Genomic DNA, 24,944 nt, shown 5'->3' with positions numbered 1-24,944 from the left:
GTATCAGCCCTTCACTCCGGTCAGTGTGACTCCCTCGACGAACGCCTTCTGGGCGAAGAAGAACACGAGGATCACGGGGGCCATGACCAGCACGGTCGCGGCCATGGTCAGGTTCCAGTCGGTGTGGTGCGCGCCCTTGAAGGACTCCAGGCCGTAACTGAGCGTCCAGGCCGTCGCGTTCTCGGAGGCGTAGATCTGCGGCCCGAAGTAGTCGTTCCAGCAGTAGAAGAACTGGAACAGGGCCACGGCGGCGATGCCGGGCTTCGCCATCGGCAGCACGACCCGGACGAGCGTGCGGAACTCGCCGCAGCCGTCGATCCTGGCGGCCTCGACGTACTCGTCGGGGATCGTGAGGAGGAACTGGCGGAGCAGGAAGATCGCGAAGGCGTCGCCGAACGACATCGGGACGATCAGCGGCCACAGCGTCCCCGAGAGGTCCATCTGCTTCGCCCAGAACAGGTACATCGGGATGATCACGACCTGCGGCGGCAGCATCATCATCGAGATGACGAGCAGCAGCGACAGGTGGCGGCCGCGGAAGCGGAACTTCGCGAGCGCGTACGCCACGGGGATCGAGGACACCACGACGAGGGCGGTGCCGAGTCCCGCGTACAGCAGCGAGTTCCTCCACCAGGTGAGGAAGCCCGGCGTCTCGAAGACCTTGACGTAGTTGTCCCAGTGCCAGGAGTCCGGCGTCAGGTCCCTGGTGAGGGCCTGGTCGTCGCTCATCAGGGACGTCAGGAGGACGAAGACGAAGGGGAGCACGAAGAACAGGGCGGCGGCGACGCCGAGCGAGTGCACGGCGATCCAGTGCAGCAGCGACCTGCGGCGGGCCCGCTTCTCGGCGGGGCTCGCCCCGTGCGGGGCGGGTGCGGTTGCGGTGGTCATGTGTCAGTCACCCGAGCCGATCAGGCCGCCGCGCCGGCGCATCAGCAGCGCGGTGAAGGCCATGGAGAAGGCGAAGAGCACGAGCGCCACCACGCAGGCCGCGCCGTAGTTGAACTGGTTGAAACCAAGGCTGTAGACCAGCTGCGGCAGGGTCAGGGTGGAGTCGTCCGGGTAGCCGGGCTGGAAGGCGGCCCCGGATCCGCCCATGCGCCCCGAGGCGACTTTGGCGGCCACGATCGGCTGGGTGTAGTACTGCATCGCGCCGATGATCCCGGTGACGACCGCGAAGAGCACGATGGGCGAGATGTTCGGCAGTGTGATGAACCGGAACCGCTGCCAGGGGGACGCGCCGTCCAGCTCGGCGGCCTCGTACTGCTCCTTCGGCACGTCGAGCAGGGCGGCCATGAAGATGACCATGAGGTCGCCGACGCCCCACACGGCCAGGACCGTCAGGGCCGGCTTGGCCCAGGCCGCGTCGTTGAACCAGGAGGGGGCGGGGATGCCGACCGCCTCCAGGAACGAGTTGACCGGGCCGGTGCCGGGGTTGAGCAGGAAGACGAAGGCGAGCGTGGCGGCCACCGGCGGGGCCAGGTACGGCAGGTAGAAGAGGGTGCGGAAGACGCCGGCCCCCGTCTTGATCTTGGTGATCAGCATGCCGATGCCGAGGCCGAAGGCGACCCGGCAGGTCACCATCACGACGGCCAGCCAGAGGGTGTTCTGCATCGCCGGCCAGAACTTCGGCATGTCGGAGAAGACGTACGTCCAGTTCTCCAGGCCCCGCCACGTCGGCGCGTTGAGACCGTCGTAGCGCATGAACGAGAAGTACAGCGTGGAGATCAGCGGATAGGCGAAGAAGAAGCCGAAGCCGATCAGCCAGGGCGACATGAACGCCAGGGTGCGCAGCGTGTTCCGCCGGCGCTTCGACCGCAGGGTGTTCCGCGCCTCGGGGGAGGAGAGGGCCGGGGCCGCCGCCTCCTTGGCGGGCAGGGTGTCCGTGCTCATGAGGGGGGACCGGCCGTCACTTCGCCGCGGCGATGTCGCGGTCGATCTGGGCCGCGGCGTCCGCGAGGCCCTTCTTGAGGTCCGTGACCTTGCCGTTCTCGTACTTGTGGGCGAGGGCGGAGAGGGTCTCCTGGTAGGTGGGCCCGTTCACGGCGCCGTCCATGGTGGTGGACTCCGGGTGCCGGGCGATGTCCAGGAAGGTCTTGAAGCGGTCGTCGAACTTCAGGTTCGGGGACTTCAGCGCGTCGAGGGTGGAGGGCACGTTGCCGATGGCGTTGGCGAACTCCACCACGGCGTCGGTGTCCGTGGTCATGTACTTGACCAGCTCCCAGGCCGCGTTCTGCTTCTTGCTCTGCGGCGCGATGCCCATGATCGTGCCGGAGAGGTAGCCCTTGCCGTACTCGGCCACCTCGTCGTCGGCGACCGGCAGCGGCGCGACGCCCACCTCGAAGCCGACCTTGGCGTCCTTGATGAAGTTCAGCCGCCACTCGCCGTCCAGCTGCATGGCGACCTGGCCGGTGTGGAAGGGGTGCTTGGCGCCCCACTCGTCACCGAAGGTGGTGCGGTACGTGTCGAGCTTCTTGAACCCGCCGAGGGAGTCCACCAGCGACTTCTGGTACGTCATCATCTCGGCGAACGCCGGGTCCTTGGCGACGTTCGACTTGCCCTTGTCGTCGAAGTAGTCGTGGTCCCACTGCGACATGTAGTGCTCGACGACGGTCTCGTAGCCCAGGTAGTTGGGCATGAAGCCGAGCTGTTCGTACGAGTCGCCCTTGGGCTTGGTGAGCTTCTTGGCGACCTCGGCGAACTGGGACCAGGTCTTCGGCGGGGCCTCGGGGTCGAGGCCGGCCGCCTTGAACGCGTCCTTGTTGTAGTAGAGCCCGTACGCGTCGGAGAGCAGCGGCAGCGAGCAGCGCCTGCCCTCGAACTGGGTGTAGTCCTGGAGGACCTTCGGGAAGGTCTTGTCGAGGTCCAGCTTCGACTTCTCGATGAACGGCTTGAGGTCCGCGAGCGCGCCCGAGGCGCAGAACTTGCCGACGTTGGAGGTCGTGAACGAGGCGACGACGTCCGGCCCGTTCGAACCGCCGGCGCGCAGCGCCTGGCCGAGCTTCTCGTCGTTGATGTCGCCGACGAGCTTCACCTTGATGTTCGGGTGGCTCTTCTCGAACCGGGCGACGCTGTCCTCGATGGCCTTGACCTCGGAGGGGGCCGACCAGCCGTGCCAGAAGGTGATGGTGGTCTCGGCCTTGGGGTCGTCGGAGGCCCCGTCGTTCGCGGAGCCCGTACAGGCGGAGGCGAAGAGGGCGATCGAGGCGGTGGCGGCGAGCGCGGCTGCGGCTCTGCGCGGGCGTGCGGGCATGACGGTGTCTCCCTGGGGCGGGTCGGGGTGTCGGAGAGGGCGGGGACGGTCAGCGCGAGGTGTCGAAGACCTCGTCGCGTGTGGTGGCGAGGGCGCTTTCGAGGGCGCCGCGCAGCACGGGGCTCCGGCGCACGGCGGAGAGCACGAGTCGCGGCCGGGAGGGGGCGAGGTCCGCGAGTTCGGACTGGACGCGGGCGCGCAGGGGTTCGCCGCCGGGGACGAGGGCGTCACCGGACAGCACGATCAGTTCGGGGTCGAGCACGGCCACGAGGGCGGCGAGACCGGTGGCGAGGCGCTCGGCGTAGCGGTCGAGGAGCTCCGCGGACCGGGGGTCGTCCTCGTGGGTCTCGGCGGCCCGGGACAGCAGCCCGGCCACCACCGGTACGAAGGGGTGGTCGGGGGTCGCGATCCCGGCGGCGCGGGCGAGCCGGGGCACGGACTGGATGCCCGCGAGTTCCTGGAAGCCACCCGAGTTGGCCTTGGTGACCTGGCGGACGAGGGGGGTGCCGGGCACGGGGAGGAAGCCGAGTTCGCCGGCGCCGCCGGTGAAGCCGCGGTGCAGCCGGCCGCCGAGGACGAGGGCGGCGCCGAGGCCCCCCTCGTTCCACAGCAGGACGAAGTCGTCGTGGCCGCGGGCGGCGCCGACGCGCTGCTCGGCCACGGCGACGAGGTTGACGTCGTTCTCGTACTCGAACGGCATGGGCAGGACGGCGGCCAGTTCCTCCAGGAGGGTGGGGGAGTGCCAGCCGGGCAGGTGGGAGGCGTACCGCAGGCGTCCGGTGGCCGGGTCGAAGGCGCCGGGGGTGCCGATGACCAGCCGTCGCACGTCCTCGCGGACGAGTCCGGCGGCCCGGACCGCGCCGTCGAGGGCGTCGGTGACCTGGCGGACGACGCCGGAGTTGGAGCGCCCCGGGGTGCGGAGCTCGTACTCGCCGACGATCTCGCCGGTGACGTCGGCGACGGCGGCGTGGACGCGGTGCTGGTCGACGTCGAGTCCGGCGGCGTACGCGGCGCGCGGGTTCACCGCGTAGAGCTGGGCGTTCGGTCCGGGGCGGCCCTCGGTGGTGCCGGTGGCGACGACGAGCCCGGCGGCTTCGAGGCGGGCGAGCAGCTGGGAGGCGGTCGGCTTGGACAGGCCGGTGAGCTTGCCGATCCGGGTCCGCGAGAGCGTGCCGTGTTCGAGGAGCAGGTCCAGGGCGGCGCGGTCGTTCATAGCCCGCAGGACGCGCGGCGTTCCGGGGGTTCCCGGGGTCGTACCGGCCATGAGTCCGCACCTGCCCTTCCACGATGGTCGGGCCATTCTGCCTGGCGGCCGGCCCGCTCTCCCACTTGCTCTGTTAGGAAAGTTTCCTATTTGGTGGAAGGACGGTAAGGCGGCCGCCGCGGAGGCGTCAATACCCGGGAACGCGAGACGCCCCCGAAGGCAACCGAAGCGTTACCTGCGGGGGCGTGCGGGGATACCGCGCCGCTACTTCGTGAGGTCCGACTTCGGCAGCGGGGTCGCCGCCGCCGACTGCGGCGAGGTCGTCGAGGCGAACGCCGACGGCGCCGCCATGCCCGCCGTCGGGTCGCCCACGATCTCCTCGGCCTGCGCGGGAACCCCGCCGACGATCCGGATGCCGGCCTCGTCCAGGCCCCGCTTGATGCGCCAGCGCAGCTCGCGCTCCACGCCCAGCGCCTTCCCCGGCATCGTCTTCGCCGAGACCCGCACGGTCATCGAGTCGAGCAGCACCTCACTCAGACCCAGCACCTCGACCGGCCCCCACAGGCGCTCGTTCCACGGCTCCTCCTTCGCCATGGACTCCGCCGCCTCGGTGATCACCGACCGCACCCGCTCCAGGTCCTCCGTCGGCCGCACGGTCACGTCCACGCCCGCCGTCGCCCAGCCCTGGCTGAGATTCCCTATCCGCTTGATCTCGCCGTTGCGCACGTACCAGATCTCGCCGTCCACCCCGCGCAGCTTGGTCACCCGCAGACCCACCTCGACGACCTCGCCCGAGGCCACGCCCGCGTCCACCGAGTCGCCGACGCCGTACTGGTCCTCCAGGATCATGAAGACGCCCGAGAGGAAGTCCGTCACCAGGTTCCGCGCGCCGAAACCGATCGCCACACCGGCCACACCGGCCGAGGCGAGCAGCGGCGCCAGATCGATCTTGAAGGCGCCGAGCACCATCAGGCCGGCCGTGCCCAGGATGAGGAACGACGCGACCGACCGGAGGACCGACCCGATCGCCTCCGAGCGCTGCCGGCGCCGCTCGGTGTTGACGAGGAGACCGCCGAGCGCCGTCCCCTCCACCGCCTGCGCCGAGCGGTTCATCCGCTCGATCAGCTTCGTCAGGGCGCGGCGGACGGCCATCCGGAGCAGCAGCGCGACGACCAGGATCAGCAGGATGCGCAGGCTGGTGTTCAGCCAGGTGGACCAGTTCTCCTCCACCCAGCTCGCCGCGTTCGTCGCCTTCTCCGCGGCCTCGTCCAGGGTCACCGGAATGGGTTCGGGTTCGGTGGCAGCCGCTAGGACGGACCAGGACACGGGGCAACCTCCAGGGCATCGCGTACGCAGGGCATCCACACTAACGGGGCGTCGGACGTGGTCCCGTTGCCGTGTTCGAGGGAGAGACGGACCTCACCTGGGCAAGTAAGAGACAGGTAAGAGGAGGAGTCGCCGATGTGGTCGAGAACACTCCGGGCGCGTCACCCCGATCCCGGAACGTGGTGGCGCTCCGACCAGGCCTGAGGAGAGACTGAGAGCAGTTCGTCCCGGCGCGAGCCACGCGCCGCCGGCGCCATAGGAGGCATCCGTGCCGCATGTCCTGGTCCTCAACGCGTCGTACGAGCCACTGGGCGTCGTACCGCTCCGCCGCGCACTCGTCCTCGTACTGGAGAACAAGGCTCTCTGCCTCGAGGAGTCCGGCGCCTTCCTGCACAGCGAGACCCAAGTCCTCCCCGCGCCCAGCGTGGTGCGACTGAAGCGCTTCGTGCGGGTCCCCTACCGGGGGCCCGTTCCCTTGACCCGCAGGGCCCTGTTCGCCCGCGACGGCGGGCGCTGCGTGTACTGCGGGGGCGTCGCCACCAGCGTCGACCACGTCATCCCGCGCAGCCGCGGGGGCACCCACGCCTGGGACAACGTCGTGGCGGCGTGCCGCCGCTGCAACCACGTCAAGGCCGACCGGCACCTGCGCGAGATCGGCTGGCGCCTGCGCCACCAACCGGCCCCGCCGTCCGGCCTGGCCTGGCGGATCATCGGGACCGGACACCGGGACCCCCGCTGGCTGCCGTACCTCCAGCCGTACGGCGCAGAGGACGTGATGGCCCGGATCGACTCCGTCGCCGACGCCCCCGTGAGGGCGCTGACGACGGGTTGAGCCGGGCCTTTCGCGTACGCGGGGACCTTCCCCGTACGCGCCGGGGGCCGGGTGCGGCACAGGAGCGGCGCTCCCCTCACGGGGCGGGCCGCTCCTCCGTCGCGCCCGCGGCGGCCTCCGGCCGCTCCGCCTCCTTCTGCGGCCGCTCCGCCTGCTTCTGCGGGGCCACCGCGTAGGTCTCCACCGACCAGAGGGAGTAGCCGAACCGGGTCGCCCGCGTCTCCCCCTGCACCCGCAGGAAACGCGTGTCCGCCGCGTCCATCCGGACCGACTCGCGGCCGCCCCCGCCGTCCGCGACGGTCGCCGCCGTGCGCCACACGCGCCCGTCGGCCGACACCTGGATCCGGTAGCGGGAGGCGTACGCGTCCTGCCAGTGCAGGACCACCTGCCCTATCCGCGCCGGCTCGGCCAGCTCCAACTGCATCCAGGCGCCGTCCTCGGCCGGCGAGGACCAGCGGGTCGCCGGATCGCCGTCCACCGCGGAGGCGGCCGGGAAGTCCGGGGTCTCGTCGCCCGACGAGGTCGCCGTCGCCGTCCGCGCCAGGTCGGGACCGGCCGTGCGCGGGAAGGCCCGCACGGTCAGCACCCGCTCCTCGCCCGCGAAGGAGACCGGCACGCGGTACGAGCCGGCCGGCACGTCCGCGCCCACCGACACCTCCAGCGGCACGCTCGTCCGCGCCCCGCGCTCCACCACGGCCTCCTTGGGGAGCCGGACGGCGATGCCCTTCGGGGCCTTCGCCGTCAGCGCCCCGCGCACCTCGTCCGCGCGCAGGCCCGACAACTCCACGTCCACCCGCCGCGCCGGGCCGCCGATCTCGGCGTCCGTCTCCGTACGGGCCAGTTCGAGCCCGGCCCGCGGCCCGTCCGCGAACCACGGCACCAGCGAGCGCACGCCGGGGTCCCGGCCGCCCCCGCTCCACCGCACGCGCAGCGCCTCGGCCCGCAGGCCCTTGAGATCGGTCTGGGTCCAGCCGGACGCCGAGAGCGGGCCGAGCGGCCGCCAGCCCTCCCCGGGGACGTACGCCTCCACGCGCGCGTCCGTGTCCGTCGCCGTCCCCGCGCCCGGGTCCGTTCCCGATCGGCCCGGCCGGGCCATCACCGTCAGGGCGGCGACGGGCCGCGCCCGGTCGAGCCGCACGGTGTACGAGCCGGGAGCGCGCTCGGCCCGCGCCGCGGCGGGCCGGTCGGCGCCGGTCCAGGCCGCCGACTCCGCCACCACGCGCGCGAGGAACGGGTCGAGCACCCCCGCGCCGACCGTCACCCGGCTCGACCCCAGCGCCTCCCGCAGCGGTTCGAGGGCCAGCTGCGCCCGCCACGCCGCCGCGCCGTCGCCGTGCGCCTGGGCGAGCAGCATGTCGACCGCCGTCTCGCCGGCCTCGCCGTACCGCGCGAGCTGATCGAGCCACGGGCCCACCTCGTCGCCGAGCGCGGAGCCGCCGGGCTCGCCCGCGCCGCCCGGCCCACCGAGGGCCGCGAGTCGCTCCGGGGCCCGGCGCATCACGGTGAACGCGGCCCGCAGCCCGCGCGCCGCCCGCTCCCGCGCGGCCGTGCCCGCCGGCGTGTCCGGGGCGGAGCGCGAGGCCCAGAACGCGGCGAGCAGCGGCTTCAGATAGGCCGATTCGCCCTTGGGGTCGAGGATCGAGGAGGCGCCGTTCCCGGCCAGCGCCCGCAGCGCCTCACGGGCCGCCGGATCAGGGCCCGCGAGGTCGTCGACGGCGGCCCGCCAGGACTCCTGGGGCCGGTAGCCCCGCGGGTTCCAGGCGTAGTCGGCGGCGGTGAAGAGCGGGATCCGGGAGGCCGTGGACTGCTCCATGGCGTGGGCCAGGAAGGCGGCGGAACCGGCGGCCACGGCCGGGTCCCGGCCGGTGGCGGGGCCGAGGAACAGCCGGTCCTGCGCGTAGTCGTTGACCGGGTAGTTGTCCATCGTGACCAGCGGATGGCTGCCCAGGGCCGCCCGCGCCCCGGCCAGTTCGCCGCCGGTGATCGTGCGCGGGACGACACCGACGCCCGTCCACGCCACCCGCACCTCCGCGTCGAGCGCCCCGGCGAGCTGCGTGCGGTACTCCGTCGCGCCGTCCTGGTAGTACTCCGTCGGCAGCACCGTCAGCGGCTCGGCGTCCGGGTACCGCCCGGCCAGGTGCCGGGCGACGGTGTTCGCCACGCGCGCGTGTGCGGCGGCCGCGGCCGCGGGGCCCCGCCCGAAGGTGTCGGCGTCCTTGTCGCAGTGCCACTCGTCGTACGAGGCGTCCTGGAACTGGAGCTGGAAGACCCGCACGCCGAGCTCCCACATGGCGTCGAGCTTCCGCGTCAGCGCCGTCACGTCGCCGGCCGACGCCAGGCACATGGACTGGGCGGGCGCCACGGCCCAGCCGAGCGTCACCCGGTTGGCGCGGGCCCGTTCCGCGAGCGCGAGGAACTCCCGCCGCTGCTCCTCCGGGTAGGGCTCGCGCCACTGCGCCCGGCGGTACGGGTCGTCACCGGGCGCGTACAGATAGCGGTTCTGCTTGGTGCGGCCGAGGAAGTCGAGCTGGGCGAGCCGCTGTTCGAGGGTCCAGGGGCTGCCGTAGAAGCCCTCGGTGATGCCGCGCTCCGCCGTGCCCGGCCAGTCGCGGACGACGACGCCGGGCACCTCCCGGCCGGCGCCGACGAGCTGCCGCAGCGTCTGGACGGCGTGGAACAGGCCGTCCTCGCCGACCCCGTCCAGGACGACCGTCTCCCGCCCCTCGTAGCGGCCGGTCGCGAGCCGGTAGCCGCCGCGCGGGAGGTCCAGCCGCTCGGGCACGCGCAGGGCCGTCAGCGCCGCCTCCGCCGCCTCGCCGGAGGAGCCCGCGAGCCGCAGCACCGGGCCGCGGCCGGGAAGCCCGGCGTGGACGGTCCGCACTCCGGCGCCCCGCAGCAGCTCGCGCAGGGCGGCGACGGCGTAGGGATCGGCGTCGGCGTCCGCGACGAGCGTCACCTCGTCCCCGAGGCGTACGGACGGCCCGCCGCCGGTCAGCGACTGGGGGCGGGGCCAGACGGCGGGCAGGGCCGCCGCGGCCACGGCACCCGCGCGCGTGGCGGCCGGAACCGCCGGGCCCACGGGAGGCGCCGGGGCCCGGAGCCGGGCCGGTGCCGCGGGCCCCGCGGGAGTCGCCGGGGCGGCCGGCACCGCCGGGGCCGCGTGCACCGGCCCCGGCGCGGCGCCGCCCAGGAGGCCGCCGATGACGGCGGCCGCGACGGCCGTCGCGGTCCGCTTCCTGCGCCCGAGCTGCACGGGTTCTCCCTTCGGACAGGCCCGGCCGCTCCGCCGGTTTGGTCACGAGTGGGTCACGAGCCCACCACCCGTCGCACGGAAGTGTCAATGCGCGAGGGCGATGTGTCGCCTTTGCCCGGCGATCCGTCGGCGAGGTGACGTCACTTCGTCACTTTCCGCCGGTAAAACGAGGTGCGGTGGGTAGGGCTCAGTCGCACCCCTTGGTCCCACCTGTCGAGACGAAACCGGGAGACCCCCGTGACCACCACCGCCCGCCACCTCGGACGGATACGCGTTCCCCAGCAGGCGGCGCCCACCGCCGCGCCGCTGACCAGCGAACCGCCGCTGCCCGACGCGGCGCCCCTCACGAGCGAACCGCCCCTGACCGAGGCGGCCCCCCTCACCAGCGAACCCACCGCCCCCGGCAGCGCGGGTGGCACGGAGTCCCCCGGAGTGTGAAGTGACCCTGGCCCGTCTCGCCGCCCGTCACGGCGTCGCCACCGCGTACAGCCCGTCCGAAGGCGTCACCGTGCCCGTGTCCGACGCCACCGTGGTCGCCGTCCTCGGCGCCCTGGGCATCGACGCGACCACACCGGAGGCGGTCGCCGCCGCCCTCGGCGCGGCGGAACGGGCCGACCGGGAGCGCCTGTTGCCGCCCACCCTCGTCCACCGGCGCGGCGGTGAACCCCTGCGCCCCCCGGAGGACCTGCCGCCCGGCACCCGCCTGCGGGTCACCACCGAGGAGGGAGCCGTCGTCACCGGCCGGGACTGGGAGCGGCTTCCCCTCGGCGTCCACACCGTCGCCGCGCAGGCACCCGACGGACGCGCCGCCACCGGCACCCTGATCGTCAGCCCCGCGCGCGTGCCCGCGCCCGAGCGGCGCGCGTACGGACTGCTCGTCCAGCTGTACTCGCTGCTCTCCAGTCGCTCCTGGGGCATGGGCGACCTCGGGGACCTGCGCGAACTCGCCGGCTGGGCGGGCCGCACGCACGGCGCGGGCTTCATCCAGGTCAACCCGCTCCACGCGGGCGTGCCCGGGGCGCCCACCGACCCCTCCCCGTACCGCCCCTCCTCCCGCCGCTTCCCGGACCCCGTCCATCTGCGGATCGAGGAGATCCCCGAATACGCCCTGGTGGGCCCCGAGCGCCGCGAGGAACTCGACCGGATCCTCGCCGACGCCGCCGAGCTGCGCGAACGGGTCCTCGGCAAGGGCGCCCTGATCGACCGCGACGCGGTGTGGGAGGTCAAGCGGCGGGCCCTGGAGCTCGTGGTCGGCAGCGTGGAACTCGGGCCGGGCCGGCGCGCCGACTTCCACGACTTCCTCGCCGACCGCGGCCGCCCCCTGGAGGACCACGCCACCTACCAGGCCCTGGCCGAGCGGCACGGCCACCACTGGCGCGACTGGCCCGAGGAGCTGCGCGGACCGCGCACCGCGGAGTCCGCCGTGCGCGCCGACCCGGAGCTCGCCGCCCGGGTCGACTTCCACTGCCGGCTCGCCTGGCTGACGGACCGGCAGCTGGCCGACGCCGCCGCGACCGCCCGCGAGGCCGGGATGGCGATCGGGCTCGTCCACGACCTGGCCGTCGGCGTCCACCCGGAGGGCTCGGACGCCTGGGCCCAGCAGGACGCCTTCGCCACCGGCATGTCGGTCGGCGCCCCGCCGGACGCCTTCAACGCCCGCGGCCAGGACTGGGGCCTGCCGCCCTGGCGGCCCGACGCCCTGGCCGCCGCGGGCTACGCCCCCTACCGGGGCCTCCTGCGCGAACTCCTGCGCCACGCGGGCGCGCTGCGCATCGACCACGTCATGGGCCTCTTCCGGCTCTGGTGGGTGCCCGAGGGCCACGAGCCCACCGAGGGGACCTACGTCCGCTACGACGCCGACGCGATGCTCGCCGTCCTCGTCCTGGAGGCGCACCGCGCCGGCGCCCTCGTCATCGGCGAGGACCTCGGCACGGTCGAGCCGGGGGTACGGGAGGAACTGGCCCGGCGCGGGGTGTTCGGCACCTCCGTGCTCTGGTTCGAGCGGGACTGGGCGGGCACCGGCCGCCCGCTGCCCCCGGAGCGGTGGCGCCGCGACTGCGTCGCCACGGCCACCACCCACGACCTGCCCTCCACCGCCGCCCGGCTCTCCGGCGACCACGTCGCCCTGCGCCACCGCCTCGGCCTGGTCGACGGGGACCCGGAGCGCGACCGGGCGGCGGACGCGGCCGAGACCGCCGAGTGGCTCGGCCTGTTCCAGCGGCTCGGGCTGCTCCCGGAGGGTCGGGGGGACGAGGAGGCCGCCGTCCGGGCCGTGCACCGGTTCCTGTTCGCCACCCCGGCCCGGATGGTGGGGGTGTGGCTGCCGGACGCCGTGGGGGACCGCAGACCGCAGAACCTGCCGGGCACCTGGGACGAGTACCCCAACTGGCGGCTGCCGCTCGCCGGCCCGGACGGCCAGCCGCTCACCCTGGAGCAGTTCGCCGCCTCGCCCCGGGCGCACGCCCTGCTGCGGGAGCTGCGCACCCGTACGGTGGCCGACGACACGGCCGGCGGGTGGGGGAGCGCCCGTACGGCACCCCCGGGCGCGCGGTCCGTTTAGGTGTTCGCTACGTTTGCACCGTGGACAAGAAGAACGCTCTGCGCGCCGGCTCCGTCGCGGCCGGTACGACGCTGATGATGCTGCTCATGTCGTCCCCCGCGCTCGCGCTCACCCGCGACGACGGTGACGACCCGGCCCCCAAGCTGAGTGTCGCCGAGACGCTCGGCCTCTACGTGGCCGCACCGCTGGTGCTGTTCCTGGTCATCATCGGTCTGGTGATGGTGCTCGACAAGTCCAAGAAGGCCTGACGGCCTCATCGGTCTCCGCCGAGGGCGCCGCACGGTACGAGATGCCGTGCGGCGCCCTCGCATGCGTCGAGGCCCTTTTCAGGCGGTCGTGGCGAGCAGCTTGCGCAGGAGGCCGGCCAGCTGGTCCGCCTCCTCCCGGGTGAGCGCGGACCGCAGGGCGGCCCGCTGCTCCGCGAGGCCGGCCGCGACGGCCTGGTCCACCAGTTCCCGGCCGCGCTCGCTGAGGGTGACCCGAAGCCCGCGCCGGTCGTTCGGGTCGGGGCTGCGGGTGAGCAGCCCGGCCTTCTCCAGCTTGTCCAGACGGCCCGTCATCCCGCCGGTCGTGATCATCAGCGTGGCGGTCAGTTCGCGCGGCGAGAGCGTGTACGGCTCTCCCGACCTGCGCAGCGTGGCGAGCACGTCGAACTCCCCGAGCGCCATGCCGTAGGGCGAGTACGCCTTGTCCACCCGGCCGCGCATGGCGTTGGCCAGCCGGTAGATCCGGCCGAAGACCGCCATCGGCGCGGTCTCCAGGTCGGGGCGGACGGCCGCCCACTGGTCGGTGATGGCGTCGACGGCGTCGTGGGCGGGGGCGTTCGTGTCCATGGCGCCCAGTGTCCTCCCCCTCGTGAGTCGATGGCAAGTAAGCCACTTGCGAGTAAGTAGCTTAGTGGTAAGTTAATTACCACCAAGCCAGTCCGGCGTCGCCGCAGGACTCCACAGCAGGGGGGAACCGTCATGTCCCGCAAGGCAGCAGTCGTCGCGCTCACCGCCCTCGCCCCGATCTCCTGGGGCTCCACGTACTACGTCACCACGGAGTTCCTGCCGCCCGACCGGCCGCTCTTCACCGGCCTGATGCGCGCCCTGCCCGCCGGCCTCCTCCTGCTCGCCCTCACCCGCAAGCTCCCGAAGGGCGCCTGGTGGGGGAAGGCGGCGGTCCTCGGAGCCCTGAACATCGGTGCCTTCTTCCCGCTCCTCTTCCTCGCCGCGTACCGGCTCCCCGGCGGCGTCGCCGCCGTCGTCGGATCGGTCGGCCCGCTCCTCGTCGTCGGCCTCGCAGCCCTCTTCCTGGGCGACAAGCCCACCGCGAAGTCCCTGATCACCGCCATCACCGCCGCCTTCGGCGTCAGCCTGGTGGTCCTCAAGGCGGGGGCCGCGCTCGACGCGCTCGGCGTGGTCGCCGGACTCCTCTCGGCCCTCTCCATGTCCGCCGGCGTCGTCCTCACCAAGCGCTGGGGCCGCCCCGAGGGCGTCGGCGCCCTCGCGCTCACCGGCTGGCAGCTCACCGCCGGCGGCCTGGTCATCCTGCCCATCGCCTTCCTGGTCGAGGGCGCCCCGCCGGCCCTGACCGGCACCCACCTGGCCGGCTACGCCTACCTCGCCTTCGGCAACACCGCGATCTCGTACTTCCTCTGGTTCCGCGGCATCGAGCGGCTGAGCGCCTCCTCGGCCACCCTCCTCGGCCCGCTCTCCCCGATCACCGCGGCGATCATCGGCTGGGCGGCGCTCGGACAGGCCCTCGGCCCGGTGCAGGTCGCCGGCATGGTGATCGCCTTCGGCGCCACCCTGGCCGGCCAGCTGACCCCCCGCGCGCCGAAGGCCCCGCAGGTCACATCGTTCAGCTCGACTGAAAAGAATGCTCAGGAAGTTTCGATGGACCTGGAGGGTGTGGCGGTGCGACGGTAGCCGGCATGAAGCCGACCACCGCCCGCCACCCGACCACCCCGACACCCGCCACCACCACCCCCGGCACCACCGGCACCACCGGCACTACCGCCACCGAGAGGCCGGCGCCCGCGAGGAAGCTCGCGCGGGGCGCCGGCCTCGGCGTGCTCCTCGCCCTGCTCGCCACCGTCGTCTGGTCCGGCAGCTTCGTCGCCACCCGGGACATGGCGGACACGGTGCCCCCCGTCCAGGCCGTCTTCTGGCGCTGGATCATCGCCCTGGTCGCCGTCGCGCCCTTCGCCGTCCGCCCGTTCCTGCGGCAGTGGCGGACCGTCCGCCGGCACCTCGGCTTCGTCGCCCTCGCCTCGCTGTTCGGCGTCACCCTCTACAACACGCTGGTCCACCAGGCCGGACTGACCACCTCCGCCTCCAACATGGGCATGATCATGGCCGCCTCCCCGGTGCTCATGGCGGTCTACGCCCGGATCGGCGGCGAACGCCTCGGCGCCCGGCGCGTCCTCGGGATGCTGGTCGCCGCCCTCGGCGTGGTCCTGCTCGTCGGCAGGGGCTCGCTCGCCGTCGACCTCGCCGCCGGCGACCTGTGGATGTTCGCCGCGGCCCTGTCCTTCGCCTCGTACAGCGCCCTCCTCAAGCGCAGGCCCGCGGGGATCGACGGACTCGCCTTCCTCTTCACCACCTTCCTGCTCGGCGCCCTGATGCTCGCCCCCGCGTACGCCGTGTCCCTCGTGGTCCAGGGCGGGTTCACCGTCGGCGCCCCGACCGTCGGCCCCCTGCTGTACGTCGGGGTCCTCTCCTCCGCCGTCGCGTTCTTCGCCTGGAACAGGGCCGTCGCCCTCATCGGCGCCGCGCGCGCCGGCGTCGTCTACTACCTCCAGCCCGTCTGCGTCGCCCTCCTGTCGTACGCGCTCCTCGGCGAACGGCTCGGCGCCCTCGGCGTCGCGTGCATGGCGCTCATCCTGGGCGGGGTGGCGCTGAGCTCCGCCCGGTAGGTTGCGCCCCATGACCGAGTGGGACATCAAGAAGCTCCGGATCCTCCGCACCCTCCGCGACCGCGGCACCGTCACCGCGACCGCGGAGGCCCTGCTCATGACCCCCTCGGCCGTGTCGCAGCAACTCACCAACCTCTCCAAGCAGCTCGGCGTGCGGCTCCTCGAGGCCCACGGCCGCCGCGTCCGGCTCACCGACGCCGCCCATCTGGTGCTGCGGCACGCGGAGGCCGTGTTCGCGCAGCTGGAGCGCGCCGACGCCGAACTCGACGGATACCTGCGCGGCGAGGCGGGGCAGGTGCGGGTGGCGGCGTTCTCGACGTCCGTGCCCGCGCTCGTCGTCCCCGCCGTACGGCAGCTGCGCCCCGCGCACCCCGGACTCGACGTCCGCGTCCGGGAGGCCGAGGCGGCGGAGGCGTACGGACTGCTCGCGGCCGACCAGGTCGACCTGGCGCTCTCGCTCGCCGCCCACGCCCCCTCCGTCCGCGACCCCAAGTTCAGCAGGGTGCCGCTGCTCGCCGACCCGCTCGACGTCGCCCTGCCGGCCGGCCATCCGCTCGCCGACGCCCCCGGACTGCGGCTCGCCGACCTCGCCGCCGAACCCTGGATCTTCGGCGGCTCCGGCCCCTGGTCCGAGATCACCACCGCCGCCTGCGAGGCCGCCGGCTTCGTGCCCGAGCAGGCCCACAGCGCCTCCGGCTGGACCGCGATCCTCGCCATGGTCGAGGCCGGGATGGGCATCGCCCTCGTCCCCCGGATGGCCTCGGCCGAGCGCCGGGGCGGCGCCGGAGTCGTCATGCGCGTCCTCTCCGCCGACCAGCCGCGCCGCCACGTCGTCGCGGCCGTACGGCGCGGAGCGGAGGAAGGGCCGGCGGTGGCGCGGGTCCTCGCCGCGTTCCGGCAGGCGGCTGCCGCCCGCGAGACCGTTCAGCAGGGCTGAACGGCCTCGTCGAGAGCATGCGGCGGACCCCCGTCCGGGGCTGCCGCGTCCCGACGGCGGGACCGCCCGCCTCCGTGTCCACGGCGAGGCCGCCCCGACCCGAGTGGCCCGGAAGGGCGCGGCGGCGGGTACGAGGAAGGGGCGCCCTCCACGGGGGAGGGCGCCCCTTCTCGCGTACTCAGCTCACCGCGGCGCTACTTCGCGGCGGCCGCGTCCACCGCCTGCGCCTTCAGGGCACGCTCGACACCGGCGCGGCACTCGGTCACCATGCGGCGGAGGGCCGGGACCGGGTTGTGCTCGGCGATCCAGGCGTCCGTCGCGTCCAGGGTCTCCTGGGAGACCTGGAGGGTCGGGTAGAGACCGACCACGATCTGCTGGATCATCTCGTGGCTGCGGGTCTCCGAGACGCGCTTGATCGACGCGAAGTACTTCGCCGTGTAGGGGGCGAGCAGCTCGCGCTGGTCGGACTGGACGAAGCCGCCGATGACGGCCTCCTGGACGGCGTTCGCCAGCTTGTCGTCCTCGACGACCGAGGCCCAGGCCTCGGCCTTCGCGGCCTCCGTGGGGCGGGCCGCCCGCGCGGTCGCCGCGTGGCGCTCGCCGGCCGCGGTCCGGTCGCGCTCCAGCTCGGCGGCGATCTCCGCCTCGTCGAAGCGGCCGGCGGCCGCGAGCCGCTGCACGAACGCCCAGCGCAGCTCGGTGTCGACGGCGAGGCCCTCGACGGTCTCGGTGCCGTCGAGGAGCGCGGCCAGCAGGTCGACCTGCGCGTCGGTCCGGGCGGCCGCCGCGAACGCGCGCGCCCACGCGAGCTGGTGGTCGCTGCCGGGCGCCGCCGCGAGCAGGTGCTCACGGGCCGCCTCCGACCACGTGCCGAGCAGCTCCTCGCGCGACTCCGGCGCCGCGTACAGGTCGAGGGCCGCCTTGACCTGGCCCTGCAGCGACTGGACCACGCCGATGTCGGACTCCTTGGCGATGCCCGAGAGCACCAGGCCCAGGTAGTCGCGGGTGGCCAGCTCGCCGTCGCGGGTCATGTCCCAGGCCGACGCCCAGCACAGGGCGCGCGGCAGGGACTCGGCGAAGTCGCCGAGGTGCGCGGTGACGTTGGTGAGGGACACCTCGTCGAGGCGGACCTTCGCGTACGACAGGTCGTCGTCATTGAGCAGGACGACCGCCGGGCGGGCCTTGCCCACCAGCTGCGGCACGGGGGTCAGGCCGGCCGCCTCGATGTCCAGCTCCAGGCGGTCGGTGCGGACGAGCCGGCCGGACGCGTCGAGGTCGTAGAAGCCGATCGCGATGCGGTGCGGCCGCAGGACGGCCTCGCCCTTGGCGCCGGCGGGCAGCGCGGGGGCCTCCTGGCGGACGGCGAACGCGGTGATGGAACCGTTCTCGTCGGTCTCGATCTCCGGGCGGAGGATGTTGATGCCGGCCGTCTCCAGCCACGCCTTCGACCAGGTCTTCAGGTCACGGCCGGAGGTCTCCTCCAGCGCGCCGAGCAGGTCGGACAGACGGGTGTTGCCGAAGGCGTGCGCCTGGAAGTACGCCTGGACGCCCTTGAAGAACTCGTCCTCGCCGACGTACGCCACCAGCTGCTTCAGGACCGAGGCGCCCTTGGCGTACGTGATCCCGTCGAAGTTGACGAGCACGTCCTCCAGGTCGTTGATCTCGGCCATGATCGGGTGCGTCGACGGCAGCTGGTCCTGGCGGTAGGCCCAGGTCTTCTCCGCGTTGGCGAAGGTCGTCCAGGCGTTGGGCCAGCGGGTGCCCGGCACCGAGGCCTGGCAGGCGACCGAGGTGAAGGTGGCGAACGACTCGTTCAGCCACAGGTCGTTCCACCACTCCATGGTCACGAGGTCGCCGAACCACATGTGGGCGAGCTCGTGCAGGATCGTCTCGGCGCGCCGCTCGTACGCCGCGTCCGTCACCTTCGAGCGGAAGACGTACTGGTCGCGGATGGTGACCGCGCCCGCGTTCTCCATCGCGCCCGCGTTGAACTCCGGCACGAAGAGCTGGTCGTACTTGGCGAACGGGTAGTCGTACGCGAACTTCTCCTGGAACCAGTCGAAGCCCTGCCGCGTGACGTCGAAGATGTGCTCCGCGTCCAGGAACTCGGCCAGCGACGGACGGCAGTAGATGCCCAGCGGGACGGTCTGGCCGTCCTTCTCGTACGACGAGTGCACCGAGTGGTACGGGCCGACGATCAGCGCCGTGATGTACGACGAGATGCGCGGGGTCGGCTCGAAGTGCCATACGTTCGAGTCGGGGCCCTTCGGCGTCTCCGGCGTCGGCGAGTTCGAGATGACCTTCCAGCCCGCCGGGGCCTTCACGGTGAACTGGAAGGTCGCCTTCAGGTCGGGCTGCTCGAACGAGGCGAAGACCCGCCGCGCGTCCGGCACCTCGAACTGGGTGTACAGGTAGGCCTGGTCGTCGACCGGGTCGACGAAGCGGTGCAGACCCTCACCGGTGTTGGTGTACGCGCAGTCGGCGACGACCTTCAGCTCGTTGCGTCCCGCGACCAGGTGGTCGAGCGCGATCCGGGAGTCGCGGAAGACGGCGGCGACGTCGAGCGAGTGGCCGTTCAGCACGGCCTCGTGCACGGCGGGCGCGACGAGGTCGATGAAGGTCGAGGCACCGGCCTCGGCGGAATCGAAGCGGACGGTGGTGACGGACCGGTAGGTGCCGCCCTCCTGCGCACCGGAGAGGTCGAGTTCGACCTCGTACGCGTCCACGGTCAGCAGTGCTGCCCGCTGCTGAGCCTCTTCACGGGTCAGGTTTGTGCCAGGCACCCGGTCAACTCCTAGGTTTCGTGACGTTTGGCCCATCCTTCCACGGGGTGCCTCAGCGGCGCACCGCGCATTTCCACGGCCCGTCGCCGCTGATCCGCAGCAGTCCGGGACCCGGCACGGGGGCGCTCACCCGGACCTCGCCGATTTCGTTGACCAGCAGGTCCTGCTCCTCGTCGTCGTAGAGCGGGTCCTGCGGCGGGGTGTGCTGGTGGACCGTGAAGTTCGACTCGCCGTAGTGCAGGAAGTCGAGCACCCCGGGCGGCCCGTCGTAGATCACCAGATCGTGTGCGACGCCCTCGACGTGGCTGTCGAAACGCCGGGCGTGGGACAGCGGCAGCACCCGCAGCGTCCAGGGCGCGTCGGCCTCCACCCGCAGCGTCAGCGGGCGGGCCCGCGGCACCAGGGCGACCGTCCGGGCGCGGACGTCGTCCTCGTACGCCATGAGCAGGAAGTCCTCGGCCCGCCCGTACGCGTCGCAGGCCTCGATCGTGGTGGACAGCGAGTGGAACGACTCGATCTCCAGGAGCACCCAGTGCCCCGCCGGCAGCGCCGGGTCGCAGTGCACGGTCTCCTTGCCGCGCCCCTGGTACACGGCGGGCCGGAACTCCCCGCCGTACGGGTCGGCCACCGGTACGGGCGGGGCCGCGGGCGCCGGCGGCGCGGGCGGCGGGACGTAGCCGGGACCCGGGATCGGCGGCGGCGGTGACTCCACCACGATGCCGAAGTCCGTCGCGAGCCCGGCCAGTCCCGAGGCGTAGCCCTGGCCGACCGCCCGGAAGCGCCAGCCGCCGTCCCGTCGGTAGAACTCCCCGAAGACGAAGGCCGTCTCCGTCGTCGCGTCCCCGATCGCGCAGTACGCCACCGGGCTCCCCGCCGCGTCCGTGACCCGCACGTCGAGCGCCGGCACCTGCCCGAACGAGCCCCCGTCGGCGGAGGCGGCGATCACCAGGCGCCCCACGTCCGGCTCCACGCGCGCGAGGTCGAGCCACAGCCAGTCCGCGGCCGGGCTGCCGGGCACGCCGGGCGCCGACTTCCCCAGGTGCCGCACCGCCCCCGACGGATGGTCGGCGTGGTTGTAGAAGACCAGGTCGGCGTCGCCCCGCACCCGCTCCCCGGCCCCGAGCAGCAGCGCCGACACGTCCACGTCGGGCACCTCGTACCCGGTCCGCCAGCTGACCGCGACATGGAGGGCCTGCGCGGGCACCGGGACGTTCGCACCCCTGGGTATCTGGGTCATGGAGGCACTCTGGCACGCCCGGGCACGCCGGAGGGGCGGCTCCCCGCAACGGGAAGCCGCCCCTCCGGCGGGAGCGGGTGCTCCTGGTCAGCCCTTGAGCTCGGCCGCGACGAGCTCCGCGATCTGCACGGCGTTCAGCGCCGCGCCCTTGCGCAGGTTGTCGTTGGAGAGGAACAGCGCCAGGCCGTTGTCGACGGTCTCGTCCACACGGATGCGCCCGACGTACGAGGCGTCCTTGCCGGCCGCCTGGAGGGGGGTCGGGATCTCGGAGAGCACGACGCCCTCGGCGTCCTTGAGCAGCTCGTAGGCGCGCTCGACGCTGATCGGGCGCTCGAAGCGGACGTTGACCTGGAGGGAGTGGCCGGAGAAGACCGGGACGCGCACGCAGGTGCCGGAGACCTTGAGCTCGGGGATCTCCAGGATCTTGCGGGACTCGTTGCGGAGCTTCTGCTCCTCGTCGGTCTCGAAGGAGCCGTCCTCGACGATCGAGCCGGCCAGCGGGACCACGTTGAAGGCGATCGGACGCTTGTAGACGGCGGGCTCGGGGAACTCGACGGCCTCGCCGTCGAACGCCAGCTGGTCGGCGTTCTCGGCCACGGCACACGCCTGGGTGCGCAGCTCGGCGACACCGGCCACGCCCGAGCCGGACACGGCCTGGTAGGTGGTGGCGATCAGCGCGGTCAGGCCGGCCTCCTGGTGGAGCGGCTTGAGGACCGGCATGGCGGCCATCGTGGTGCAGTTCGGGTTGGCGATGATGCCCTTGGGGCGGTCCTTGATCGCGTGCGGGTTGACCTCGGAGACCACCAGCGGGACCTCGGGGTCGCGGCGCCAGGCGGAGGAGTTGTCGATCACGACGGCGCCCTGCGAGGCGACCTTCTCGGCGAGGGCCTTGGAGGTGGCGCCGCCGGCGGAGAAGAGCACGATGTCCAGGCCGGTGTAGTCGGCGGTGGAGGCGTCCTCGACCGTGACGCCGTCGACGACGGTGCCGGCGGAACGGGCGGACGCGAAGAGCCGCAGCTCGTCGACCGGGAAGTTTCGCTCGGCCAGGATCTTCCGCATGACTGTGCCGACCTGACCGGTGGCTCCGACGATTCCGACCTTCACGGGGACTCCTCCGTACGTGTGTGCAGGGTGCTGCCGGTCCATGATGCGTTCGTCCCCGCCCGCCTTGTCCAATCCATTGTCCAAGGGTCGGGACGAGTCGTGGACGCATCACGCACGGGGGTCGGGACGCGAAAGGGGCGGGCGCCGGTTCCGGCGCCCGCCCCCTCACCCGTACGGTGCTACGGGGTGACGGTGCCGATCACGACGCTGCCGGTGCCGGCGACGGTGCCGCGGGCGTTGAGCAGCTGGACCTCGCCGAAGAACTGACGTCCCTCGGGGGCCGCGCCGGCGACCAGGACCTCGGCCGCGACCGGCGCCGAGGCGCCGTTGGCCAGGGCGACCTGCTTCGACTCGTCGACCTTCACGGTGCCGAGCGCGGACGAGTAGTACACGTCCTTGTAGTCGTACGTGGTGCCGCCCGCGGCCTGGACCGAGTAGCCGTCGATCACGACGGTGTACGTGCCCGGGGCCGGCTTCACCAGGGAGACGGCCTCCTCGGAGTCGCCGTCCGCCGACTGGCCCACGGTCTTGCCGTTCAGCGTGACCGTCAGGTCGAGGTCGGCGGCCTTGTCGGACGTGTTGCCGATGGCGATGTCGAGACGCTCCACGCCCTCACCGATGGTGACGGTCCTGGTGTGCTTCTCGTGGTGCTGGATGGTCGGCGTCTCGCTCTTCTGCGAGCCGAGCGGGCCGCCCTTGAGCGTGCCCGTGATGCCCGCGAAGCGGTTCGTGACCGTCCACCGGACCGCGGCCGGGGTGCCGATCTTCGCCTCCGGGACCGTCTGCACGGCCGGGTCGAAGTCGGCGCCGAGGACGGAGACGCCCAGGGTGTACGGGTTGTCCAGGTCCGGCGACGTGCGGCGGGACTCGACCTCGATCTCCCAGACGCCCGGGGTCGGGTTCGGGTAGGACCGCAGGTCCGGACGGCACGTGTTGGCCGGGTTGTAGTGCGGGTAGCACTGGGTGGTGGCGCTGTCCTCGATGGCCACGCCGTAGGGGTGGATCGAGATGAAGCGGGTCTGGCTCTTCTCCTTCAGACCGGCGAGGGAGACCTCCAGCGTCTTGGCGCCCTGCGGCACGGTGACGAAGTAGGACTTGCTGCTGTTGCGCTGCACCGAGCCGGTGGCGGAGAAGCCGTAGCCGGGGGCGACCAGGTCGTTCGCGACGATCGAGGTGGCGAGGATCTGCTTGTCGACGCCCTCGGTGCGCTCGTCGTCGGCCTCCAGGATGACGCTGTGCGCACCGGCGGTGGCGGCGCGGGCCTGGAGCTTGACGGTGACCGGCTTGTTCAGCGGCAGGTCGATCTCGTCGTCGCCGAGGATGCGGAAGGTGCCGTCGTTGTACTTGAGGTCGAGCTCGTGCTCGATCGGCCGGTTCGGACCGCTCGTGCGCGTGATGGTGACGTCGTAGACCTTCTTCTGGCCGACCTTGAGGCCGCCCTCGCGGTCGTACACGCCGGTTCCGGTGTGCGGGGCCGGGAAGATCACGGTGTCGACCGGGGCCTCGACCTTGTAGTCGTGCGCGGTCGCGCCGTCCTTGATCGACTCCCAGGCCTCCTCGATGTCCATGAGGCCCGAGCCCTGCTCGTGCGCCGCGACACCCGGGATGCGCTTGGCGGTCGAGGTCAGCGCGGTCCGCAGGGTGAGCGGGGAGAGCGCGATGCCCTTCTGCTTGGCGGCCGAGATCAGCAGCGCGCTCGCGCCCGCCGCCTGCGGCGAGGACATCGAGGTGCCGTTGAGCATGCCGTAGCCGGCGGGCAGCTGGTAGCCCGACTCGGCGACGCCGGCGCCCGGCAGCCAGGTCGGGATGGTGTTCACGGCCGAGCCGGGGGCGGTGATGGTCGGGGTGAAGCCGCCGTCCTCACGCGGACCGCGCGAGGAGAAGGGGAACATGGCGTACTTCTTCTCGACCGCCGAGCCGTAGTTGGCGGCCCAGGTCGCCTGGGAGACGGCCGCGCCGACCGAGATGACCTTGTCGGCCAGGCCGGGGTCGCCGATCGTGTTGATGCCGGGGCCCTCGTTGCCGGCCGAGATGACCAGCTGGACGCCGTACTGGTCGATCAGGCGGGTGTAGAGGCGCGAGCGGACGTTGTCGCCGTCGTTCTGCTGCGGCAGGCCGCCGATCGACATGTTGACGATGTCGACGCCGCGGTTGACGACGAGGTCGGTCATGCCCTCGGTGAGGGCGGTGTTGGTGCAGCCGCCGGACCAGGTGCACGCGCGCGAGGAGACGATCTTCGCGCCGGGGGCGGCGCCGTTCATCCTGCCGCCGAAGAGGCCGTGGGCGGCGGTGATGCCGGCGACGTGGGTGCCGTGCGAGGACTCGACGAGACCGATGTTGACGAAGTCGGCCTTCTTGCCGACCCAGGTGCCGCCGGCCGGGTCCATCGGGACGTCCTTGCGGATCTCCACGACGAACGGGGTGCGCTCGGCGACCTCGGTGGCCGGGTTGTCGGTACCGAAGTAGCCGATCTGGTAGCCGTCCTTGTACGGCTTCATCGGCGCGTTGTCCGTGAAGTCGTTGTTCTGGTCGGTGTCCACGCGGACGGTTCCGGCGGCCGGGTCGTACAGCATGCCGAAGACGTCGGTGGTGTCGCCGTCCCGGTTGATGTCGCCCTTCGGGTCGCCGCCCGTGGTGGCCGTCTCGGAGAAGCGGCTGAACTGGTACGAGCCCGCCGGGGCCGTCCAGCTCTGGGTGGCGGCGGTGAAGACGGGGCCGGCGACCGGGGTGATCTGGGCGCGCCAGGTGGCGTCGCCCTCGGTCAGCGGGTCGGTGGCGGTGACCCAGTCGACGATCTTGCGCTCGCCGGTGGTGGTCTTCTGGAGGGCCGGGTGGCCGAGGTCCACGCCGGAGTCCAGGATGCCGATGGTCACGCCGCGGCCGTCGGCCTTCGGGTGCTCCTTGACGAAGTCGACCGCACCCGTCTCGTGGGACGGGTTGTACGGGTTCCGCGCCGGGGTGTTCGGGCCCGGGGCCGGGTAGGTCGAGGCGACCGTGGTGCCGGCGACGGCACCGGTCGCGGCGCCCGCGTCCGGGGTCGGGTCGTCCAGCGGGATCTCGGCCTGGAGGTCGATCGACTGCACGGAGGAGAGCTCCGTGGCGGCCTTGATCGCGGCGGCGGCCTTGGCGGTCGGCAGGGTGGCGCGGACGTAGCCGAGCGCGTCCTGCTGCTTGCCGACGGAGGCGCCGGGGACGGCGTCGAGCTGGCCGGAGACCTGCTCGGTGGCACCGGGGGCGGTGGCGACGAGGACGGTGACGTTCTTCTCGCCGCTGACCTCGGCCTCGGTGAGGCGCTGGGCGTCGATCGCGCCGAGCTTGTCGGCGGGGTTCGAGGCCTTGACCGGGGGAGTGGCGTCCGGGGCGTCGGCGGCGAGCACGGGCGCGGCGCCGGTCGCGACGAGCGCGGCGACGAGCCCGGCGGCTGCGGCGATGCGTGCCGCGCGCCTGTGCCCGGTCGTCGAGCGTCCGGGTATGGAGCTCCGAGTTTCGGGGGTGGTCATCTACATCCCTGTTGGTGAAAGGAGAGGGTCCGGAATTCGGTGCCGGATGACCGCTC

General features: G+C 72.8%; 18 protein-coding genes. 7 read left to right on the top strand and 11 right to left on the bottom strand.

The genetic code is table 11. From position 1 onward, the window contains the following. Nucleotides 1–3 precede the first annotated feature (3 nt). From AC067A_RS17165 to AC067A_RS17145, 5 genes are all read right to left on the bottom strand, one after another. Nucleotides 4–888, bottom strand: coding sequence for a carbohydrate ABC transporter permease (locus AC067A_RS17165; RefSeq protein ID WP_478620662.1), 885 nt, complete (start codon nucleotides 886–888; stop codon nucleotides 4–6). A 3-nt stretch (nucleotides 889–891) separates the two neighbouring features. Continuing rightward, nucleotides 892–1,890 carry a carbohydrate ABC transporter permease gene (locus tag AC067A_RS17160; protein ID WP_478620659.1) on the bottom strand — a complete coding sequence of 333 codons (999 nt, stop codon included), beginning with the start codon at nucleotides 1,888–1,890 and terminating at the stop codon, nucleotides 892–894. Between the two features lie 16 nt (nucleotides 1,891–1,906). Continuing rightward, nucleotides 1,907–3,250, bottom strand: a complete 1,344-nt coding sequence (locus AC067A_RS17155) for an ABC transporter substrate-binding protein (RefSeq protein ID WP_478620656.1) — start codon at nucleotides 3,248–3,250, stop codon at nucleotides 1,907–1,909. 49 nt (nucleotides 3,251–3,299) lie between these two features. Further along, a complete protein-coding gene (locus tag AC067A_RS17150) occupies nucleotides 3,300–4,514 on the bottom strand; it encodes an ROK family transcriptional regulator (RefSeq protein WP_478620654.1) in 1,215 nt (404 codons plus the stop codon). Nucleotides 4,515–4,718: 204 nt separating this feature from the next. Beyond that, the gene (locus AC067A_RS17145) at nucleotides 4,719–5,780 is read right to left on the bottom strand and encodes a mechanosensitive ion channel family protein (RefSeq protein WP_478620651.1); all 1,062 of its coding nucleotides are present in this window, start codon (nucleotides 5,778–5,780) and stop codon (nucleotides 4,719–4,721) included. Between the two features lie 268 nt (nucleotides 5,781–6,048). Between AC067A_RS17145 and AC067A_RS17140 the strand changes: the two genes are divergently transcribed. Then, nucleotides 6,049–6,612 (top strand): HNH endonuclease, encoded by a 564-nt coding sequence (locus AC067A_RS17140; RefSeq protein WP_366305888.1) that lies wholly within the window; start codon nucleotides 6,049–6,051, stop codon nucleotides 6,610–6,612. Between the two features lie 76 nt (nucleotides 6,613–6,688). Here AC067A_RS17140 and AC067A_RS17135 read toward each other — a convergent pair whose 3' ends face one another. Beyond that, a complete protein-coding gene (locus tag AC067A_RS17135) occupies nucleotides 6,689–9,865 on the bottom strand; it encodes a beta-N-acetylglucosaminidase domain-containing protein (protein WP_478620648.1) in 3,177 nt (1,058 codons plus the stop codon). A gap of 237 nt (nucleotides 9,866–10,102) precedes the next feature. Between AC067A_RS17135 and AC067A_RS17130 the strand changes: the two genes are divergently transcribed. The 3 genes from AC067A_RS17130 to AC067A_RS17120 are packed head-to-tail and all read left to right on the top strand — an operon-like array spanning nucleotide 10,103 to nucleotide 12,673. Further along, nucleotides 10,103–10,303, top strand: coding sequence for a hypothetical protein (locus tag AC067A_RS17130; protein ID WP_478620645.1), 201 nt, complete (start codon nucleotides 10,103–10,105; stop codon nucleotides 10,301–10,303). A gap of 1 nt (nucleotide 10,304) precedes the next feature. Next, complete coding sequence (gene malQ / locus AC067A_RS17125) at nucleotides 10,305–12,425, top strand: 4-alpha-glucanotransferase (protein ID WP_478620644.1); 2,121 nt, start codon at nucleotides 10,305–10,307, stop codon at nucleotides 12,423–12,425. A 20-nt stretch (nucleotides 12,426–12,445) separates the two neighbouring features. Continuing rightward, the gene (locus AC067A_RS17120; RefSeq protein WP_033201062.1) at nucleotides 12,446–12,673 is read left to right on the top strand and encodes a hypothetical protein; all 228 of its coding nucleotides are present in this window, start codon (nucleotides 12,446–12,448) and stop codon (nucleotides 12,671–12,673) included. 78 nt (nucleotides 12,674–12,751) lie between these two features. Here AC067A_RS17120 and AC067A_RS17115 read toward each other — a convergent pair whose 3' ends face one another. Next, nucleotides 12,752–13,258 carry a MarR family winged helix-turn-helix transcriptional regulator gene (locus tag AC067A_RS17115; protein ID WP_478620641.1) on the bottom strand — a complete coding sequence of 169 codons (507 nt, stop codon included), beginning with the start codon at nucleotides 13,256–13,258 and terminating at the stop codon, nucleotides 12,752–12,754. Between the two features lie 132 nt (nucleotides 13,259–13,390). Here AC067A_RS17115 and AC067A_RS17110 point away from each other — a divergent pair, with 132 nt between their 5' ends. The 3 genes from AC067A_RS17110 to AC067A_RS17100 are packed head-to-tail and all read left to right on the top strand — an operon-like array spanning nucleotide 13,391 to nucleotide 16,264. Beyond that, on the top strand, nucleotides 13,391–14,338 hold the full coding sequence (locus tag AC067A_RS17110; protein ID WP_478620638.1) for an EamA family transporter: 948 nt from the start codon (nucleotides 13,391–13,393) through the stop codon (nucleotides 14,336–14,338). 5 nt (nucleotides 14,339–14,343) lie between these two features. After that, nucleotides 14,344–15,327: a DMT family transporter gene (locus tag AC067A_RS17105; protein WP_478620636.1), complete on the top strand. Its 984-nt coding sequence runs from the start codon at nucleotides 14,344–14,346 to the stop codon at nucleotides 15,325–15,327. Nucleotides 15,328–15,337: 10 nt separating this feature from the next. Continuing rightward, complete coding sequence (locus AC067A_RS17100; RefSeq protein ID WP_478620634.1) at nucleotides 15,338–16,264, top strand: LysR family transcriptional regulator; 927 nt, start codon at nucleotides 15,338–15,340, stop codon at nucleotides 16,262–16,264. A gap of 194 nt (nucleotides 16,265–16,458) precedes the next feature. On the opposite strand, the gene pepN is transcribed toward AC067A_RS17100, so the two are convergent. From pepN to AC067A_RS17080, 4 genes are all read right to left on the bottom strand, one after another. Further along, entirely contained in the window at nucleotides 16,459–19,047 is a 2,589-nt protein-coding gene (gene pepN, locus AC067A_RS17095) for an aminopeptidase N (protein WP_478620632.1), read from the bottom strand. Between the two features lie 52 nt (nucleotides 19,048–19,099). Continuing rightward, nucleotides 19,100–20,284, bottom strand: a complete 1,185-nt coding sequence (locus AC067A_RS17090) for a TerD family protein (protein WP_478620629.1) — start codon at nucleotides 20,282–20,284, stop codon at nucleotides 19,100–19,102. 87 nt (nucleotides 20,285–20,371) lie between these two features. Beyond that, nucleotides 20,372–21,388, bottom strand: coding sequence for an aspartate-semialdehyde dehydrogenase (locus tag AC067A_RS17085; RefSeq protein ID WP_478620627.1), 1,017 nt, complete (start codon nucleotides 21,386–21,388; stop codon nucleotides 20,372–20,374). Between the two features lie 179 nt (nucleotides 21,389–21,567). Beyond that, on the bottom strand, nucleotides 21,568–24,888 hold the full coding sequence (locus AC067A_RS17080) for a S8 family serine peptidase (RefSeq protein ID WP_478620624.1): 3,321 nt from the start codon (nucleotides 24,886–24,888) through the stop codon (nucleotides 21,568–21,570). Nucleotides 24,889–24,944: the final 56 nt, after the last annotated feature.

The organism is Streptomyces sp. NPDC043176 (genome assembly GCF_056436715.1).
The sequence above is the reverse complement of the archived record's forward strand: the minus strand, read 5'-3'. Positions and strand labels throughout refer to the sequence as shown.

Excerpts from the sequence above, each read along its gene's own strand:
- AC067A_RS17165 (WP_478620662.1), bottom strand. The coding sequence starts at position 888 with ATGACCACCGCAACCGCACCCGCCCCGCACGGGGCGAGCCCCGCCGAG.
- AC067A_RS17160 (WP_478620659.1), bottom strand. The coding sequence starts at position 1,890 with ATGAGCACGGACACCCTGCCCGCCAAGGAGGCGGCGGCCCCGGCCCTC.
- AC067A_RS17155 (WP_478620656.1), bottom strand. The coding sequence starts at position 3,250 with ATGCCCGCACGCCCGCGCAGAGCCGCAGCCGCGCTCGCCGCCACCGCC.
- AC067A_RS17150 (WP_478620654.1), bottom strand. The coding sequence starts at position 4,514 with ATGGCCGGTACGACCCCGGGAACCCCCGGAACGCCGCGCGTCCTGCGG.
- AC067A_RS17115 (WP_478620641.1), bottom strand. The coding sequence starts at position 13,258 with ATGGACACGAACGCCCCCGCCCACGACGCCGTCGACGCCATCACCGAC.
- AC067A_RS17110 (WP_478620638.1), top strand. The coding sequence starts at position 13,391 with ATGTCCCGCAAGGCAGCAGTCGTCGCGCTCACCGCCCTCGCCCCGATC.
- AC067A_RS17105 (WP_478620636.1), top strand. The coding sequence starts at position 14,344 with ATGAAGCCGACCACCGCCCGCCACCCGACCACCCCGACACCCGCCACC.
- AC067A_RS17100 (WP_478620634.1), top strand. The coding sequence starts at position 15,338 with ATGACCGAGTGGGACATCAAGAAGCTCCGGATCCTCCGCACCCTCCGC.
- AC067A_RS17090 (WP_478620629.1), bottom strand. The coding sequence starts at position 20,284 with ATGACCCAGATACCCAGGGGTGCGAACGTCCCGGTGCCCGCGCAGGCC.
- AC067A_RS17080 (WP_478620624.1), bottom strand. The coding sequence starts at position 24,888 with ATGACCACCCCCGAAACTCGGAGCTCCATACCCGGACGCTCGACGACC.